This is a genomic window from Corynebacterium sp. KPL2680, assembly GCF_040225675.1.
GTDB classification, from domain to species: Bacteria; Actinomycetota; Actinomycetes; order Mycobacteriales; family Mycobacteriaceae; genus Corynebacterium; species Corynebacterium rhinophilum.
Genome location: NZ_JBEHFM010000007.1, coordinates 84,936 through 100,680 on the forward strand (window position 1 = coordinate 84,936; position 15,745 = coordinate 100,680).

Annotated in this window: 19 protein-coding genes and 1 pseudogene; 11 read left to right on the forward strand and 9 right to left on the reverse strand. The window is 59.6% G+C overall.

The window, feature by feature from the left end; translation table 11 throughout:
- Positions 1-16: 16 nt before the first annotated feature.
- The gene (locus tag ABRP66_RS05210) at positions 17-679 is read left to right on the forward strand and encodes a DNA-3-methyladenine glycosylase I (protein WP_284770622.1); all 663 of its coding nucleotides are present in this window, start codon (positions 17-19) and stop codon (positions 677-679) included.
- On the opposite strand, the gene sepX is transcribed toward ABRP66_RS05210, so the two are convergent.
- The 4 genes from sepX to ABRP66_RS05230 form a co-directional block, all read right to left on the reverse strand.
- Positions 676-2,115, reverse strand: coding sequence for a divisome protein SepX/GlpR (gene sepX / locus ABRP66_RS05215; protein ID WP_502879907.1), 1,440 nt, complete (start codon positions 2,113-2,115; stop codon positions 676-678). The genes ABRP66_RS05210 and sepX overlap by 4 nt on opposite strands.
- 146 nt (positions 2,116-2,261) lie before the next feature.
- Entirely contained in the window at positions 2,262-2,972 is a 711-nt protein-coding gene (locus ABRP66_RS05220; protein WP_284783460.1) for a GNAT family N-acetyltransferase, read from the reverse strand.
- A complete protein-coding gene (gene glp / locus ABRP66_RS05225) occupies positions 2,972-4,306 on the reverse strand; it encodes a molybdotransferase-like divisome protein Glp (protein WP_349838417.1) in 1,335 nt (444 codons plus the stop codon). Before glp ends, ABRP66_RS05220 begins: the two co-directional genes overlap by 1 nt.
- Positions 4,307-4,381: 75 nt before the next feature.
- Positions 4,382-5,308 (reverse strand): UTP--glucose-1-phosphate uridylyltransferase, encoded by a 927-nt coding sequence (locus ABRP66_RS05230; protein WP_284770618.1) that lies wholly within the window; start codon positions 5,306-5,308, stop codon positions 4,382-4,384.
- 68 nt (positions 5,309-5,376) lie between these two features.
- Here ABRP66_RS05230 and ABRP66_RS05235 point away from each other — a divergent pair, with 68 nt between their 5' ends.
- The 3 genes from ABRP66_RS05235 to mscL all read left to right on the forward strand — a co-directional run bounded on the left by ABRP66_RS05235 (position 5,377) and on the right by mscL (position 7,372).
- The gene (locus tag ABRP66_RS05235) at positions 5,377-5,958 is read left to right on the forward strand and encodes a 5-formyltetrahydrofolate cyclo-ligase (RefSeq protein ID WP_349838418.1); all 582 of its coding nucleotides are present in this window, start codon (positions 5,377-5,379) and stop codon (positions 5,956-5,958) included.
- A gap of 38 nt (positions 5,959-5,996) precedes the next feature.
- Positions 5,997-6,719: an SAF domain-containing protein gene (locus ABRP66_RS05240; RefSeq protein WP_349838419.1), complete on the forward strand. Its 723-nt coding sequence runs from the start codon at positions 5,997-5,999 to the stop codon at positions 6,717-6,719.
- A 155-nt stretch (positions 6,720-6,874) separates the two neighbouring features.
- Positions 6,875-7,372: a large-conductance mechanosensitive channel protein MscL gene (mscL, locus tag ABRP66_RS05245; RefSeq protein WP_284783451.1), complete on the forward strand. Its 498-nt coding sequence runs from the start codon at positions 6,875-6,877 to the stop codon at positions 7,370-7,372.
- A 111-nt stretch (positions 7,373-7,483) separates the two neighbouring features.
- Here the strand turns inward: mscL and ABRP66_RS05250 are convergent, their stop codons facing one another.
- The 3 genes from ABRP66_RS05250 to ABRP66_RS05260 form a co-directional block, all read right to left on the reverse strand.
- On the reverse strand, positions 7,484-7,714 hold the full coding sequence (locus ABRP66_RS05250; protein ID WP_284851804.1) for a hypothetical protein: 231 nt from the start codon (positions 7,712-7,714) through the stop codon (positions 7,484-7,486).
- 28 nt (positions 7,715-7,742) lie between these two features.
- Positions 7,743-8,351, reverse strand: coding sequence for a MogA/MoaB family molybdenum cofactor biosynthesis protein (locus ABRP66_RS05255; protein ID WP_023025969.1), 609 nt, complete (start codon positions 8,349-8,351; stop codon positions 7,743-7,745).
- Between the two features lie 61 nt (positions 8,352-8,412).
- Positions 8,413-9,915 (reverse strand): S1C family serine protease, encoded by a 1,503-nt coding sequence (locus tag ABRP66_RS05260; RefSeq protein ID WP_349838420.1) that lies wholly within the window; start codon positions 9,913-9,915, stop codon positions 8,413-8,415.
- Positions 9,916-10,230: 315 nt separating this feature from the next.
- On the opposite strand from ABRP66_RS05260, the pseudogene ABRP66_RS05265 reads away from it, so the two are divergent.
- Positions 10,231-11,604: pseudogene (locus ABRP66_RS05265) on the forward strand (MFS transporter).
- 173 nt (positions 11,605-11,777) lie between these two features.
- Here ABRP66_RS05265 and rpmF read toward each other — a convergent pair.
- Together rpmF and ABRP66_RS05275 are read right to left on the reverse strand one after the other, a co-directional pair.
- Complete coding sequence (gene rpmF / locus ABRP66_RS05270) at positions 11,778-11,951, reverse strand: 50S ribosomal protein L32 (protein WP_005279913.1); 174 nt, start codon at positions 11,949-11,951, stop codon at positions 11,778-11,780.
- Positions 11,952-11,966: 15 nt separating this feature from the next.
- Positions 11,967-12,236 (reverse strand): type B 50S ribosomal protein L31, encoded by a 270-nt coding sequence (locus ABRP66_RS05275; RefSeq protein ID WP_005279912.1) that lies wholly within the window; start codon positions 12,234-12,236, stop codon positions 11,967-11,969.
- 516 nt (positions 12,237-12,752) lie between these two features.
- Here ABRP66_RS05275 and rpmB point away from each other — a divergent pair.
- From rpmB to ABRP66_RS05305, 6 genes are all read left to right on the forward strand, one after another.
- Positions 12,753-12,989 carry a 50S ribosomal protein L28 gene (gene rpmB, locus ABRP66_RS05280; protein ID WP_005279911.1) on the forward strand — a complete coding sequence of 79 codons (237 nt, stop codon included), beginning with the start codon at positions 12,753-12,755 and terminating at the stop codon, positions 12,987-12,989.
- Positions 12,990-12,991: 2 nt separating this feature from the next.
- A complete protein-coding gene (gene rpmG, locus ABRP66_RS05285) occupies positions 12,992-13,156 on the forward strand; it encodes a 50S ribosomal protein L33 (RefSeq protein WP_023025964.1) in 165 nt (54 codons plus the stop codon).
- A gap of 3 nt (positions 13,157-13,159) precedes the next feature.
- The gene (gene rpsN, locus ABRP66_RS05290; RefSeq protein WP_005279906.1) at positions 13,160-13,465 is read left to right on the forward strand and encodes a 30S ribosomal protein S14; all 306 of its coding nucleotides are present in this window, start codon (positions 13,160-13,162) and stop codon (positions 13,463-13,465) included.
- Positions 13,466-13,480: 15 nt separating this feature from the next.
- The gene (gene rpsR / locus ABRP66_RS05295; protein WP_005279904.1) at positions 13,481-13,735 is read left to right on the forward strand and encodes a 30S ribosomal protein S18; all 255 of its coding nucleotides are present in this window, start codon (positions 13,481-13,483) and stop codon (positions 13,733-13,735) included.
- 336 nt (positions 13,736-14,071) lie between these two features.
- The gene (locus tag ABRP66_RS05300; RefSeq protein ID WP_284783446.1) at positions 14,072-14,854 is read left to right on the forward strand and encodes a putative nucleotidyltransferase substrate binding domain-containing protein; all 783 of its coding nucleotides are present in this window, start codon (positions 14,072-14,074) and stop codon (positions 14,852-14,854) included.
- 112 nt (positions 14,855-14,966) lie between these two features.
- A complete protein-coding gene (locus tag ABRP66_RS05305; RefSeq protein WP_284770610.1) occupies positions 14,967-15,686 on the forward strand; it encodes a TetR/AcrR family transcriptional regulator in 720 nt (239 codons plus the stop codon).
- The last annotated feature ends 59 nt before the right edge of the window (positions 15,687-15,745 follow it).

Below are 15,745 nucleotides of genomic sequence, written 5' to 3' on the forward strand. Positions count from 1 at the left end.
AACAGGAGAACCTCCCATGGATACTGAAACCACTACCGAAGAACGAACCCCGCTAGCGTACGACGAAAACGGTATAGCCCGCACGCCGTGGGCCGTGACATCGTCGCTGCTAACGAATTATTACGACACCGAATGGGGCCTTCCCATTAGGGATGAGGCCGGACTGTTTGAGCGCCTGAGCTTGGAGTCCTTCCAGTCTGGGCTGTCCTGGGCCGTGGTATTAAAAAAGCGCCCCGCCTTCCGCGAGGCCTTTTGCCACTTTGATCCGGACAAGGTTGCGGAATTCGGTGAGGCCGAGGTGGAGCACTTGCTTGCCGATGCCTCCATTATCCGCAACGAGCCCAAGATCCGCGCCACCATCAATAACGCGAAGGCCACCATTAAACTGCGCGAAAATGGCGGCCTAGCGGATTTCATTTGGAGCTTTCAGCCCGCAGAAAATATCTATCCCGAGGTCATGGAGGATATCCCGAAAAAGAGCCCCGAGTCGCAGGCCATGTCGCGGGAATTAAAGAAGGCCGGTTTTAAGTTCGTGGGGCCGGTGACCTGCTTTGCGCTCATGGAGGCCATCGGCATGGTCGATACCCACCTCTTAGGCTCCCACCGCCGGGCCACCTCCGGCGTATGGCCGGAGGAAACCGAAAAGCTCCACGGAAGCCAGGCGCAGCGGGCTAATTAACCCGCGCGGCGAGCGGCCAGGTCATCGCGGCGACCTACCCCATCGGGCCCGGCGTGTGGGCCATCAAAGTCACCGTCTTCATCGTCGCTGTAGCTTAAGGGAAGGTGCTCAAAGTCGGGGCTTTCATCGTCGATTTCGACGACGACCGCACCCGGACGGCGCAGGTTGCGGGGGATCTTCAACGCCTCATCATCGGTATTGTGAACGCCCAACCGCGCCCGGCGCAGGTGCTTTACGCGGCGGCGCAAGAGTGCTTGCTCTTGGCGGACTTGTGCGCGCAACGCCACCAGATAGATGCCGGTCAGAACGCCGACGATACCTGCCAGCCACCAGGTCCATCCGCCAGCCACAATGCCGAGGGCCACGGTGAGGACCACGGCGATGGCTAGGCCAATGAGCGTGCGCTGTCGGCGTTGATAGCGAGTGGCGGACTTTTCCTTATCCGCCACTGGGTCCCAGCCGCCGCGGCCAAGGCGGCGCTGAGCAAATGCCACCTCGTCCTCAGAAAGATCAGTATTCAGCGCCGCGTCCTCAGCGCCATGTGCACCGTACTCATCTACTTCGGCCGATTCCTCTAGTACACCATCGTGCTCTGTCTCTGCGGTATCCGGTTCTTCTGCATCAATGACTGGGGCGGGATCTACCGCACCCGGATACATCAGGTCTACCGGGGAAGTATAAGTCTCGTCGTAGTCGTACGCGTCCTCAGCAATGTCCGCTGCCACCGGCGCAGTGAAAGACTCGGTGGAATTGGCAACCACACCGCCGCGGCGGCGCTTGCGCTTTGCACCACCTTCTTCCCCGTCGGCGCGCTCATCAGCAAGCAAAACATCATCGGCATCATCTGTATCCGCATCTGGATCGTCAGAAGCGCTTGACGTGCGCGCGCTATCGGCGGCGGTGGTGGTATCAGCAGTGTCAGCAGACGCGACCGGAGTCGCCGATTCCTCAATGACTTCACCCTCGATGGTCTCTGCAGCGTCTTCAACTGGGGCGGAGTGTTCATCGTGCGCGTCCGCCCTGTCCTCGTCGGTGGCAGAGCGGAATGCGCGGCCACCCACGCCAAAGGGTTGTGCCCGGGCACGGCGGGCAGCACCGGCGATGGTCCGCGACTGTGCGCGGGAAGCGCGGTCCTCTGCTTCATCCTCAATCAGCACGTCATCGACGTCTACCTCGCGGTCTGAGCCCTCAGTGGAAGCGGGTACGACCTCGTAGTCTTGGTCTTCATCCGCAGCACTGCGGTGGACATCGTCAGCCCGCAAGCGCGGGCGGCGGCGGCCGGCGACATTGCCGGAATCGCCGGAAAAGAGCACGCGGGTATCCTCAAAGGCCTCTCCGGTGTGGCTCATCGGGCGATTGCTCCTGCCCAAGAGCCACGGCGCGAGAACGAAGAGCCACACCACGATGATTGCAATAACTGGCACAGCTGTGGACACGACTTAAGGACCTTCCCTTGGAGTGCAAATGATTTACTCCACTCTAATCGCCACAACCGCACTTTAGGGGCCACAGAAGCCGCAAATTACAATGTTGTTACTTATGTGAAAATTGAGAAAGCATTACCCGGAATTACGCATGTTTTTCACACCAACCGCCCAGCTTGGCGCAGCCGCTCAACCGCCGTGGAGGAATAGTCTTCCTTAACCAGGGCCACGAAATGGTGATCCCGCCAAGCACCATCGATATGCAGGTTGCGGCGCAAATACCCCTCGGCGCGAAATCCATTGGCCCCCAGCACGCGCCCGGAAGCGGGATTTTGCTCCAAATAGGTAGCAGTCACCCGGTGCAGGCCTACCCGCCCAAAGGCGTGATCCACTCCCAAGGCGGTAGCCGCTGTAGCGACGCCGGCACCCTGCACGGCGGAATACACCCAATAGCCAATCCAACAGTCCCGGATGCTGCCATGCTGAATATTGCCAAGTGTTACCTGGCCAACGAATTTTCCCCCGAGCTCAATGGCCAAGGGGATTACCTGCGCATCGCGCGCGGAGTTGCGCAGAAAAATGAGGTAATTCCACCAGGCCTGCGAGTTGTGGGCTTGTGCCCAGGTGGTCGCTTGGGTAGGCTCCACCGGCCGGAGCAATGGTTCATCCTCAATGCGCTGGCGCCGCCACTCGGGACCATCCGAGCGCAGCAAGGGTCTCAGCCGCATTCGCCCGCCAGACGGCAGTGTCCCCGAGGAAGGAAGCTGCACCGTCGGCGTCGCCTCCGGCCAACCGGGATGCAGATCATCAGTGGGCCCGGTGACTGGATGGCGCAGCTTGGCTGAGGCGGTACCGAAAGGGTCAAGCATTAGCTGCGCTGGGTCAGAAATAAGACGTCAACAACATCGCCCGGGCGGATCTCGGTGACTTCCTCCGGCACGCGGATCATGGCATTAGCCTCTGACAGTCCGGCCAGAAGGTGCGCCGGCGCGCCGGTCGCACCGCCAAGGCCCTCGACCAAGTAATCGGCGGTCTCGGCATCGCGCATCAAGCGGGCACGGATGAAACCACGGCGTCCGGGGCGGGAATCAATGTGGTTGAGCGCGCGGGCACGCACCACCCGGCGGTGGGCATTGCGCTTGCCCAAGGCCAGGCGAATCAAGGGTCGAATATAGATTTCGAAAATAACCAGCGACGATACTGGGTTCGAGGGAAGGAGGAAGGTGGGGATGCGTTCATCTCCTACCAGCCCAAAACCTTGCACGGATCCTGGGTGCATAGCCACGCGGGAGGTATCGATATCGCCAATTTCCGCCAAAATCTCGCGGATTTGCTCGGCACCGGCGCCACCAACGGCACCGGTAATCACGAGGGCCTCGCTGCGCGTGATGTGGGTTTCTAGCACTTCCCGGATGCGACGGGGTTCGCCTTCGGCAATGCCCACGCGGACCACGTCCGCCCCCGCTTCTTTTGCAGCGGCAGCCAAGGAATACGAGTTCACATCAAAGACTTGGCCTAGGCCCGGTTCCTTGTCCACATCAACGAGCTCGCGGCCAAAGGACACGATGGTCACGCGCGGGCGCGGATAAACCAACACCTTGGAGCGGCCCACGGCGGCCAGCAGGCCAATCTGTGCTGGGCCAAGGACGGTGCCAGAGGATACGGCGACATCGCCGGGCTGAATATCATCGCCCACGCGGCGGACGAAGTCGCCCGAGCGCACCGTCCGGTGCGCCGTGATGCGCTTGCGTCCGCGGTCGGTCCACTCGAGGGGCAGGACGGCATCGGCAAGCGTGGGCAAGGGAGCACCCGTATAGACCCGCACGGCTTGCTTGGGCTGCAGGCGCAGCGGCTGCTTCGAACCGGCCGGAACGTCGCCCACGACGGGCAAGGAGCGCTCGACCTCGGGTGGGGCGGGCTGCGCGGCGGCGTCCTCGGCCTGCTCAGCCGACTCCTCCCCCTCGCTGCCGTCTTGGTCCTGATTCTTCGCGCGCCGGACCTTCAGCCCGCGCTCGCCGCCGATATCAACGGCGCGTACCGCATAACCATCGATGGCCGCCTGGGGAAAGCCCGGTAAGGGCTGATTGGCCTGCACCTGCTCGGCGCACATTAACCCCAGCGCATTAGAAATGCTCATCCGCACCGGCTCCGGGGTCGTCGCCGCATCAGTAACCAGCGCTAACTGGTCATCAACTGAACGCATACGGTCTCTGCCCGCCCTTTCTTCTTGCCCTCTTACCTTGCTTCCCTCAACGCACGTGCGCGCGGTGCAAGGTAATTAGTTAAGGCCTTGTTCCGCCTCGAAATCGGACATGATTTGTTTAATAGCTTTATACAGCGCTGGGCCGTATTTTTCATCGCGCAGGCCAAAGTCCACGTTGGCTGGGATATAGCCACCGGGGTTGCCCAAATCGTGGCGCTTGCCCTCGTGGACCACCACGTGGACGGGCTCGCCCTCTTCAATGAGCAGCTCGATGGCATCGGTAAGCTGCAATTCCCCGCCCTTGCCCGGTTCGATCCGGCGCAGCGCATCAAAGATCTTGCGGTCCAAAAGGTAGCGCCCCGTAGCAACCAGGTTGGACGGTGCGTCCTCTGGGTCCGGCTTTTCCACCATGCCGACGACCTTTTTCACGCCCGGCGCGTCAGTATCTTCTACGTCAAAAACGCCGTAGTTAAACGTCTGCTCCTGCGGCACCGCAAAGGCGCACAGCACGCTACCGCCAAGCTCAGCACGAACGCGCGCCATATCTGCCATGACGGTAGCCGGCAGCACGATGTCATCCGGCAGCATGACGGCAAAAGAGTCCTCGTCCTCTGCCAGGACTTCTTCCGCCAGCCCCACGGCATGGCCCAAGCCCAAGGGCTTTTCTTGCTCTACCGCGATGGGCTCAATGAGCTGGTGGGCGCGGTTGACCTTGGCCACCTGCTCATCCTTGCCGCGGGAATCTAAGGTTTCTACCAGATCCGGAAATTCCGCAAAATGGCGCATTACTTCTTGCTTTTCGGGTGCGGTAATGACCGCAAGGCGGCGCGCGCCCACAGAGGCTGCCTCCTCAGCAATCAATTCGATGCCGGGAGTATCCACAACGGGCAGCAATTCTTTGGGGACGGTTTTCGTGGCGGGCAGAAAGCGGGTGCCCATGCCAGCCGCAGGAACTACAACCGTGGTGATTCCGGTGGCGGAATCTTCGAGTTCATTAGCCATGGATCTTAGGGTACAACGGCGCACTATTTTCCTGTGTAGCGCTACGCCACGGACGCTATTATTTATTTATGCCTTCTTCCAGCGATATCAAAGCTCAACTGCGCACCCGCCTGCTTCGCGCGCGCCGCGGCCTCACCGCCGATAAGCGCGCGGAATGGACCACTGCCTTGCGCGAGCAGTTAGAACCCGAGCTTGCCGGTGTATCGAGCGTCGCTGCCTATTGGCCACTGGGCTCAGAGCCGGGCGGGGCGGATTTCATCCCGTGGCTTTCCCGCCGCGTCGACCGCGTATTATTGCCCATCACCTGCGGTAACGGCGTCTTGAACTGGGCAGAATACAAGGGCCCGCACAGCATGCAGCCCGGCCAATTGGGTATTTCTGAGCCGGCCGGCCCGCGTTTTGATAGCCGCGTGCTGTGCGGTTGCGATCTGATTTTGGCCCCTGCCATGGCCATCGATGCCGCCGGAAACCGCCTGGGCAAAGGCGGCGGGTACTACGACCGCGCGCTTTCCCCGATGCCGCGCAACCACCCCGCAGTACTCGCCATGGTCTACCCCACCGAGTTCCTTGACTCTATCCCGGCCACATCCCACGATCGCCGGGTCGAGGCCGTGGTTACCGCCGCAGGAATCCACCGCTTTTCTTCCTAGGCGGGAACCGCGCAGGCAGTAGCGCAGTCTAATTGTGCATGGCTTATTCTCCGTCCCCGCGAATCTCTCAATTCCTTCGCACCCTGCGCACCCCTGGCCACCGCCGCGGCGTGCTCGTGCGGCGCGTCATCGCGCTGGTCCTGCTCATTGCCGCACTGGTTTCCGCGATTTCCAGGGCGAAGGAACTGCCGCAGGTGCTGGTCTTTAGCCACGATCTGCCCGCCGGTGCGGAGCTTTCCGCCTCCGATGTCTCCCTCGAGCGCCTGCCTTCTTCTTCCATTCCTAGCAGCGCGCTTGCCGATGCCCCCTCCGATCTCGCCGGCCGCATCATCACCGCCGCCGCGGGCAGGGGTGAGGTGGTCACCAGCCAGAGACTCCTAGGCCAAGAGTTGGTGTCTAGCCTCGTCACGGAATCGGGGTCTGCCGGTTCTAAGGAAGGAAGTTCCGGCCGCATGATCCCTGTAAAACTTGCCGATCCTGACATCATTCCCCACCTGCAGCACGGCGATACCGTCGATATCGTCACGGCAAGCGATGCCACCGATTCCCAGCCCGCGACCGCCCGCGTCATCGCCTCCGGCGCCCGGGTGGTCTCCACCACCACTGCGGAGGGCGAGGTTTCTTCTGCCACCGTCTTGCTCGCACTTCCTAATGAGCATGCCAATGACGTAGCCGCTGCCTCATTGAACCAACCGCTGACCGTGGTCATCGTGGGCGATCGCGCTCAGCCTCAAGCCGTTGATGCAGATGCCTCACCATAAATGCCTGCACAAAGGTTGACCACTACATCCGTCAAGTGAGTTGTGGCATTCACGTGTCCGTCAAGTTGTGAGTACTTTTAGCTTGAACTAAAATTCCCGCTTGCTCATGGTTCACACCCATCCTTATCTATTCCCAGAAAGGTTCTCCGTCTCCCATGCTCAAGGGCTTTAAAGACTTCATTATGCGCGGCAACGTGGTCGAGCTTGCCACCGCAGTCATCATCGGTTCCGCATTCACGGCGATTGTTACCTCCGTAACGGATTCCATTATTCAGCCGATCATTAACTCCTTTGGCTCCGCCGAAGTCGATGGTTTGGGCTTCCAAATCACCGATAATAAGTCCACCCTCGTAGACTTTGGCGCCGTCATTACCGCAGCGATTAACTTCCTGATCATCGCCGCAGTGGTCTACTTCCTCATCGTGATGCCGCTAAACAAGCTCACTGAAGCATCCAAGCGCCGCCAGGGTGTCGACCCAGAGGCACCGGCACCAACCTCGGAAGAACTCTTGGCAGAAATCCGCGATCTCTTGCAGGCCCAGAACGCGGGAGCTGTCTCCGCCGCAGATAAGGCACTTGGGGATGCCACTGCGGTCGAGGACACCGATGGCTCCACTGCTTCTGAGGGCAAGCACAGCCGCCACGACGACTAATTCTTGCTAAGAAGCAGTTAAGCCCGTGTCCACCTTCGCAATGAAGGAGGCCACGGGCTTTTGTAATGACTGCTTGAGCATTTTTGGCTCGCGACAAGGATAAGCAGACTATTAGCCGTGGTGCGGCGGCTGGTTTTCGCGGTAAAATTCTTCGCCGCGCTCGGCTGGCTGAGCGCCATCGCCTTCCGCTGCGGCATCCTCGAGAGTGACGATGCGCTGGGCATCGGTGCCTTCCCCACTAGCTAAGTCCTGCCCTACCGGGCGATCCGCGCTGCGGTCATATTCCGGCGCATCTGATCGCCGGAATACGCGCCTGCGCTGTCGGCGTGGTTGCGAGGTCATGGCAGTATCTCCACCCCTTTCCTTCGCGTTATTGCACGCTGGATTCTTGCAGTTGATCCACGAGGTGGTGGACCAGCGGGGTCAACGTGGCCATGCCGTCGCGCACGGCAGCGCGCGACGGCGCAAGGTTGACCACGACGGTGGAACCAGAAACGCCCGAAATTCCGCGGGATGCGCACGCATCGACCGCGCCGCAAGCCTGACCAGAAGAGCGCAAGGCTTGGGCCACGCCCGGCACCATCTTGTCGATGACCCCAGTGGTAGCTTCCGGCGTCTTATCGCGCGGGCCCACTCCGGTACCGCCGACGGTGAGTACGAGATCTACACCGCCGACGACGCCAGTTTCAATGGCCTGCCGGATCTTGGATTTCTTCGAGCGCACAACTACCGAACCATCGATGCGGAAATCCGCCTCTGCCAAAAGCTCAGTAACCAGTTTGGAGGTACTATCTGAATTTTCGCCGGGGTGATCCGTGACGATCACAACGAGCGCGCGACGCGGCGCCGCCACCCGGTCTTCTTTCTCGCTGGCCAAAAGGTAGGCATCATCCGGCTCCGCCACATCCCGCAAAGCGTCTGTGGAAGCCGAATCCTCCAATCGGGTGGAGTCGGTCAAGTCTTGCTGGGAGTCTGCCATTTTTCTCCTTCAAAGAAACGTCGGGGGCGCAATGCGGACACGGCGCGGGCTGCGTTTTAATCTACTCGCCTGTCAGGGTTACCTCTACCTGACGAGTGTCATCCGAATGTCCATCGGATACTTCCAAGGTGACGGTCGCACCGAAGTCCTGGGAACGCGCGGCTGCGATAAGCGCATCGGCGTTTTCAATCAGCCGGTCATTGACGCGGGTGACGATATCGCCTTGCTTCAAACCTGCTTGATCCGCTGGTCCCCCTGGCTCAACCTCGGCAATGCGCGCGCCATTTCCGTCATCGCGCGCCAAGACCTTAACCCCCAAGGTGGGGTGGGTTACATGACCTTTATTGATGAGCTCATCAGCCATACGTTTGGCAAAGTTGGAAGGAATGGCAAACCCGAGGCCGATAGATCCGCCCTCACCCGAGGTTTTATCGGACAACGATGCAATCATCGAGTTCATACCAACGATATTGCCCTCCATGTCCACCAAGGGACCACCGGAATTGCCGGGGTTGACGGCGGCGTCGGTCTGGATGGCATCGATAAGCGAGGACTCGCCACCCTGCTGAGACGCGCGCACCGGGCGGTTCTTTGCGGACACGATGCCGGAGGTCACCGTGGCATTAAGCCCGAGGGGCGAGCCGACGGCGACTACCTCTTGGCCAACCGCTACCGCATCCGAGTCACCGAATTGGAGGTGTGGCAAGTCGTGCACGTCCTTGATCTTGATGATGGCAACATCCGTATTGGCATCGGAAGCCACGAGATCGGCTTCGTGCTTGCTGCCATCGTTCAAGGTCACCTGCATAATGCCGCCCTGCTCTGCACCGGCGATGACGTGGTGGTTGGTCAACACATAACCATCAGGAGAAATGATGGAACCGGAACCTTCCGCAGCCGAGGTCCGAGTAGCGGTCTGAATGGATACCACGGCCGGCAAAACCTTGGCAGAAACCGCTTCCACCGAGCCTTCCTCCGGCTCCTTGCCCATGCTGTTGGCGGCCGGTTTACTATTGAGCGCCTCATTGACCACGGACGTGCCACTGCTGGATTGATTCTTTCCCACGACCACGCCGGTAATGGAGCCTGCAGCGATTGCCGCTACCGCAGCGATTGCCATCGCGGCACCCAGCCCGATCTTCTTTTCCTGCTTTGGCTGCGGCGGCAATGGCGTTACCCCAGGCACGGGCAGCTGGCCGGGTTGATTATTCGCAGGCCCCTGCTGGGAATACTCGCCTTGCTGGGTAGCGAAGCTAGAAGTTTCATGCTGCCCGTGGGTAGCACCCGGCTGAGCGCCGCCAAAGAGGCGATTGCTGGGCGGGGTGTGCTGCGCGTGCTGCGGCGCCTCGTTACCGTGTGGGGAGGCTTGTGCCTCCTGCTCGTTGATGCGCGGCTGGTTCCAGCCTTGGGAATAGGTTCCGTTGGAATACGCGGATCCAGTATCCTGTTGCCCTCCGCGCGGCTGGTTATACGGCGCCTGCCCATTGTTCGCGCCGTTGGGTTCCTGCGGGACACCGTGCGACTGACCATTATTACCGCGGTTGTCATCATTCCTCATGTTCATAGGAACACTATGCCTCGCTTCGCTTAGTCACAACTTAAACTACTCTGCCAACGTACTAGAAGTTCCTGTGAAGTTACTGTAGGCAATAAGCTGGTCAAACTCACCACACCTGTCGCCTCCCTTACGTTCGCACTCGACTCCACCATCACCCCGTTAGACATCCTCCCATCCTGCGGCACACCGCTGTGAACAGAATCACCGAGGAATAAAATCGATCCATAGTTATGTTAGCGTACTTTTATATTTAACTTAAGGTTAGCCTTACTTTAACCTTAAGTTAAATCTTTTTAATCTTTCCAACCCAAGGAGTATGCAGTGCTGACATGGCTCAAATCTCCCCGCCCACGCGCTCAATTACCTAAAGAGGACGTTGATAAGAAATTCCCCCGCCTTCGTTTCCAGGTCTTCATGGGAATCTTCCTGGGTTACGCGGGCTTTTACCTCATCCGCAACAACATCTCCACGATCGCGCCGCTGCTGCTGGAAGATAACGGGAGCATCGACAAGCCTGCAATCGGCATCATTAGTAACGCCGTGTTGATTTCTTATGGCTTATCCAAATTCTTTTCCGCCATGCTCGCGGACCAGTCCAATGCGCGTTACTTCCTGCCCATCGGACTGAGTCTATCCGCACTGATGAACCTGATAGTCGGCTTCGTCCCGTGGGTCTCAGCATCCGTCGGCGTCTTTGCCACCGTCATGTTCCTCAATGGTTGGTTCCAAGGCATGGGGCACCCGCCATGCGGCCGCGTCATCGTGCAGTGGTTCTCCACATCCGAGCGCGGTTGGAAAGGATCGCTGTAGAATACCTCGCACAATGTGGGCGCAGGCGTACTACCGCTGCTGGTAGGCGTCGGCTTGGCGATGACCGGCAATCAATGGCAGGTAGCCTTTTGGTTCCCCGCCGTCGCGGCGCTGATCATCGCAGCCTTAGCCTTCCTGCTCATCCGCGATAATCCGCCTTCAGAAGGACTGCCGACGGTCGATGAATGGCGCGATGATCCTGCCAAGGTTGCAGACATCAGGCGGCAAGAAGGCGATGGAATTTCTACCAAGGACCTGATTTTCAAATACGTCCTGCGCAACCGCATCATTGTGCTCCTGGCCATTGCCAATGTATTTGTTTACGCACTGCGCTACGGCGTGCTCAACTGGATTACGACGTACCTCGCCGAAGTCCACCACATGAACATCAATTCCGGTTTGATCGCCTTCGGCGCCTTCGAGCTCGCAGGCCTCCTGGGCACCATTCTCTGCGGCTGGATGTCCGATAAGCTCTTCCACGGCAACCGCTCTAAGGTCATCTTGATCTTTATCTTGGCTACGGGCTTGTCCATCGCCGGCTACTGGCTGGCACCAGTGGGCACCCCGTTCGCGGTTATGGTTACCTTCATCGCACTCATCGGTGCCTTCATCTACGGTCCGGTTGGCCTCATCGGTTTGCAGGCCCTCGACCTCTCCCCGCGCAATGTGGCAAGTACCGCTTCCGGTTTTACGGGGCTTTTCGGCTACCTGCTCGGTGCCACGCTCGCCTCGACCGGTGTGGGCTACCTGGTCAAGTACGCCGGTTGGAATGTCACCTTCATGGTCTTCCTGCTCTTTACCATCCTCGTTTTGGCCATCTTCCTCTTTATTAATAAGGAAGAAGTCCGCCTCACCGAGGAGCGCAAGGCCGCCCTCGAGGCATAGGCCTTCGGCTTAGGAGAACGCACTGTGGCTGCGCGTTCCCCGCACCACCTGCCGCCCACCCCGGGCCTGCAGGTGCTTTTTGATGCCCCCTAGAATCTAAGCGGGTCTAAAACATCGCAACCCCCTCGCAGTCACTAATAAGCAACCGGGAGGGGGCGAGGATGAAAGCAGGCTTAGAACTGCTCTACGTCAACCAGGCCGAGCTTAGCGGCCTTGACCAGACGGCGCGGGATGCGCACGGTCTGACCGTCAATGGTGACTTCCTGGAGGGCGACGTTGTCAGCCTTCCACTGGGAACGACGTGCGTGGGTATTCGCACGGGACTTCTTAAACTTAGGAGTTGCCATTTTCTCTTCTTCTCCTTACGCGTTCTTCTTCTTGCGGCGAGCCATGGCACCGAAGCGCTGGTTGAAGCGCTCGACACGGCCAGCGGTATCCATAACGCGCTGTGCACCAGTCCAGAACGGGTGGGACTCAGCAGTAACGTCAACGACGATGAGCGGGTACTCGTTGCCGTCTTCCCACTCAACGGTGCGAGAAGAGGTAGCGGTGGACTTGGTCAAAAAGGAGTGACCGGTACCAGCATCACGGAAGACCACTGGGTGGTAATCCGGGTGGATGTCTTTCTTCATATATATTCCCTCAGGGTTGGACTACGGGTCGGTTCCGCACACTGGATTGCTATGCCGGTACGGATCGTGCCCGAGTTGGGATGTACAGTTACAGCTCGCCCGGCGCCACAAAGCGCGCCGGCCGATAACCTGAATTATCCTACATTCCACGGCCATATATACGAAATTGCTCGCCTGTGGCAACCACAGTCGCCACAGGCACACATATGCGCCCCTTTCGTTATAGTAAGGTCTCATACCTCCCCAATGCTTTGGGCGCTGTCGCTTGATCATCGGCAGAAAGCCGACACCTTTATACGTAGGGGCATCGCAGCAGCGATTAGGTATATCGCGAGTAAGGCTGTAAGATTTGCTCTTGCTGTTGTCAAAATATACGTATTACGCCCCGTCTACTGGTTTTTGACGACGATGCCGCACCTGCTCACACCTCACTTTTTGAGCACTGCCACCCTCACACGGCAGTCGGCACGTAGTCGTTTATAGCCACGATGTGGGCGGCTAGGAGAAAGAAGACCCATGTCGGCTATTTGCCAGGTAACGGGCCGCAAGCCGGAATTCGGCAAGCAGGTCTCGCACTCGCACCGCCGCACTTCGCGCCGTTGGAACCCCAACGTGCAGCGTCGTCGCTACTACCTGCCCTCTGAGGGCCGTACCATTACTCTGAATGTTTCCACCAAGGGTATGAAGATCATTGACCGCGACGGCATCGAGTCCGTTGTTGCCAAGATCCGCGCACGTGGGGAGAAGATTTAAGTATGGCACGTAACGATATTCGCCCAATCATCAAGCTGAAGTCCACTGCGGGCACCGGTTACACCTACGTGACCCGTAAGAACAAGCGCAATAACCCGGATCGCATCTCCCTGAAGAAGTTCGATCCGATCGCCCGCAAGCACGTCGAATTCCGCGAGGAGCGATAATTCATGGCTAAGAAGTCCAAGATCGCTAAGAACGAGCAGCGCAAGGAAATCGTCGCCCGCTACGCGGAGCGTCGCGCTGAGCTCAAGAAGATCATCAAGAACCCGAACACCCCGGATGAGGAGCGTTTGGAGGCTCAGTTCGAGCTGAACCGCCAGCCTCGTGACGCTTCCCCAGCCCGCGTTCGTAACCGCGACGCAGCCGATGGCCGCCCACGCGGTTACCTCCGCAAGTTCGGCCTGTCCCGTGTCCGTATGCGCGGCATGGCTCACCGTGGTGAGCTGCCGGGCGTTCGCAAGTCCAGCTGGTAAAGGGGTAATTGCACAATGGCTAATAAGCGCAATAACCAAAAGAAGTTCCGTATGGAGCAGAGCCGTCGCCCGAAGAAGAACCCTTTGAAGGCTGAGGGCATTGAGAAGGTGGACTACAAGGACACCAAGACTCTGCGTCTATTCATCTCGGATCGCCACAAGATCCGTTCCCGTCGCGTCACCGGCTTGACCCCGCAGCAGCAGCGTCAGGTTGCTACCGCAGTCAAGAACGCACGCGAAATGGCTCTCCTGCCGTTCACCACCCGCTAAACAGTAGCTGGGTATCAACAGCGCACTTTTGCCGCTGGCAAGTGTGACACGGTAAAAGATCCATAAACTTTCGCCGCCCCGCCTTTCGAGGTGAGGCGGCGAAAGTCGTTTTAGTAGCCTAAATTCGCGCTACACCGCACACACGCCATACCTCCGCGAGAGCACCAGCAGCAAAGCTCCGCGACGGACTCCCACAGCACCCTTACTCGGCGGCACCCGCCGCACGCTCCCCCGAGCGCTACTGCGATATCGCATAAGTGTTACATTTATAGCAATCCTGCGCCGCACAATTTTTAGATGCGCACCGCTTTGCAATGAGTGAAAGGCAGTGACTGTATGGCCCTGCATCAATCCCTTCTCGATCTTTCGGAGCTTGCTCCCCATTGCCAATCCCGGGCAACTGCTCGCGGCTTATTGGCGGAGGCGCAAGATGTCTTGCGCAATGCGGTAGCACACCAAGACGATGAGATTGAATTAGCAAACTGGTTTTCGCGGCTGCTGACGGACATCGTGCGCGCACCAGGCGTGGACGCGGATATCCGGTTGACCGGCGCGGCGGCGCGCGGGGATCAGCTTCCCAGCATGCCCATCGAGTGGATGGGAGAAGACAGCGACTTGGAGTCCGTCTTTCGCGATGTGGGTCTAGAGGCGCACCAAGCAGCCGATTCCATGGCAGCGCGCGTCGATGCCGGTCTGCCTTTAGGCCGCGGCGGCGAGCAAGCTTTGCTGGAGGAGGCGTTGTCCCAGCGTCCGCCGTTGCTTCAGCGCGTCGGCGGTTTGCCCGATCGCAGCGCGGCCGTGGACATTAAGTCCATGTTGTTGTCCCCCATCGCCGCCATTGCACGGTGGGCGGCACCGGGCCCGCGCCCCACGGTCGATCGCCTTGCCATTGGCCAAGAGCGCGGGATGCTCACCGCGGAGGACGCAGAGACCTTGGATCTTGCGTGGCGCACAGGGTATTCGGTAGAAATGCGGCGCTGGTTCGACAACGTGCACGGCCGCGAATCCACGCTGCAGGATCTCCCGCCGCTGGAGCGCACGGCTTATGGCACGGCCTGCCGCATGGTATCTGCGACCTTCGAGTCCATCTCCCAACGCACCGCGGATGGCGCACATTAGAATCGCCACAAAGTTTTTGTGGCTACGCATGCGGTCCGCGCCGGCGGGCTGCAGGGCTGTAGAGTTGTTGAGTAAAAGCATTTTCTGCTGAGAGAAAGGAGGCGTCCGCCGCATGTCAGGAAACGTAGGTAGGCCGCGTAAACATAGCCCCCGCCGCAGAGGCAATAGCGCCCGGGAAGAGATTTTGGACGCCTCCTCAGAGTTATTTACCACCCAGGGCTTTGCCACGACGTCGACCCACCAGATCGCGGACGCGGTGGGCATCCGGCAGGCATCGCTGTACTACCACTTTCCCTCCAAGACGGAGATTTTCCTCGCGCTGCTAAATTCCACCATTGAGCCCTCGCTGGAGTTAGCCGATGAGCTGGTGGATTCTGATGCCGAGCCCGAGCAGCGCCTGTGGTCGTTGGTCGCCGCGGAATCGCGCCTGTTGCTCACCAGCGGTTGGAACGTCGGCCGGTTGTACCAGTTGCCGGTGGCCAATTCGCCGGAGTTTTCGGAGTATCACAGCTCCCGCGAGCGGCTGCAGAACCACTTCCGCACCACCGCCGCTGCCATTGTGGGCGATGCGGATCCGCGCATCGAGTTGCCCTTCCACATCGCGCTGTCGGTCATCGAGATGCGCCCCAATGATGGCACGCCTCCCTATGCCGCGGCCCAGTCGGTTCCGGAGACTGCCGCCATGCTTGCTGATGCCGCCCTTGCCGTCCTCGGCGCCACCGTTCCTGAGGACGCCGAAGCGATGACACTTGAGCTGCTGAAGAACCGCAATGACTCGATTTCTGCGGCTGCGGCGGCAGCAGCGGACCGCAATAAGAAAAAGTCCCGTTAACCTCGTTATGGCGCGTTAACCTCTCCCCTGAGGTTAACGCTAACCATTTCCTTGTGGCG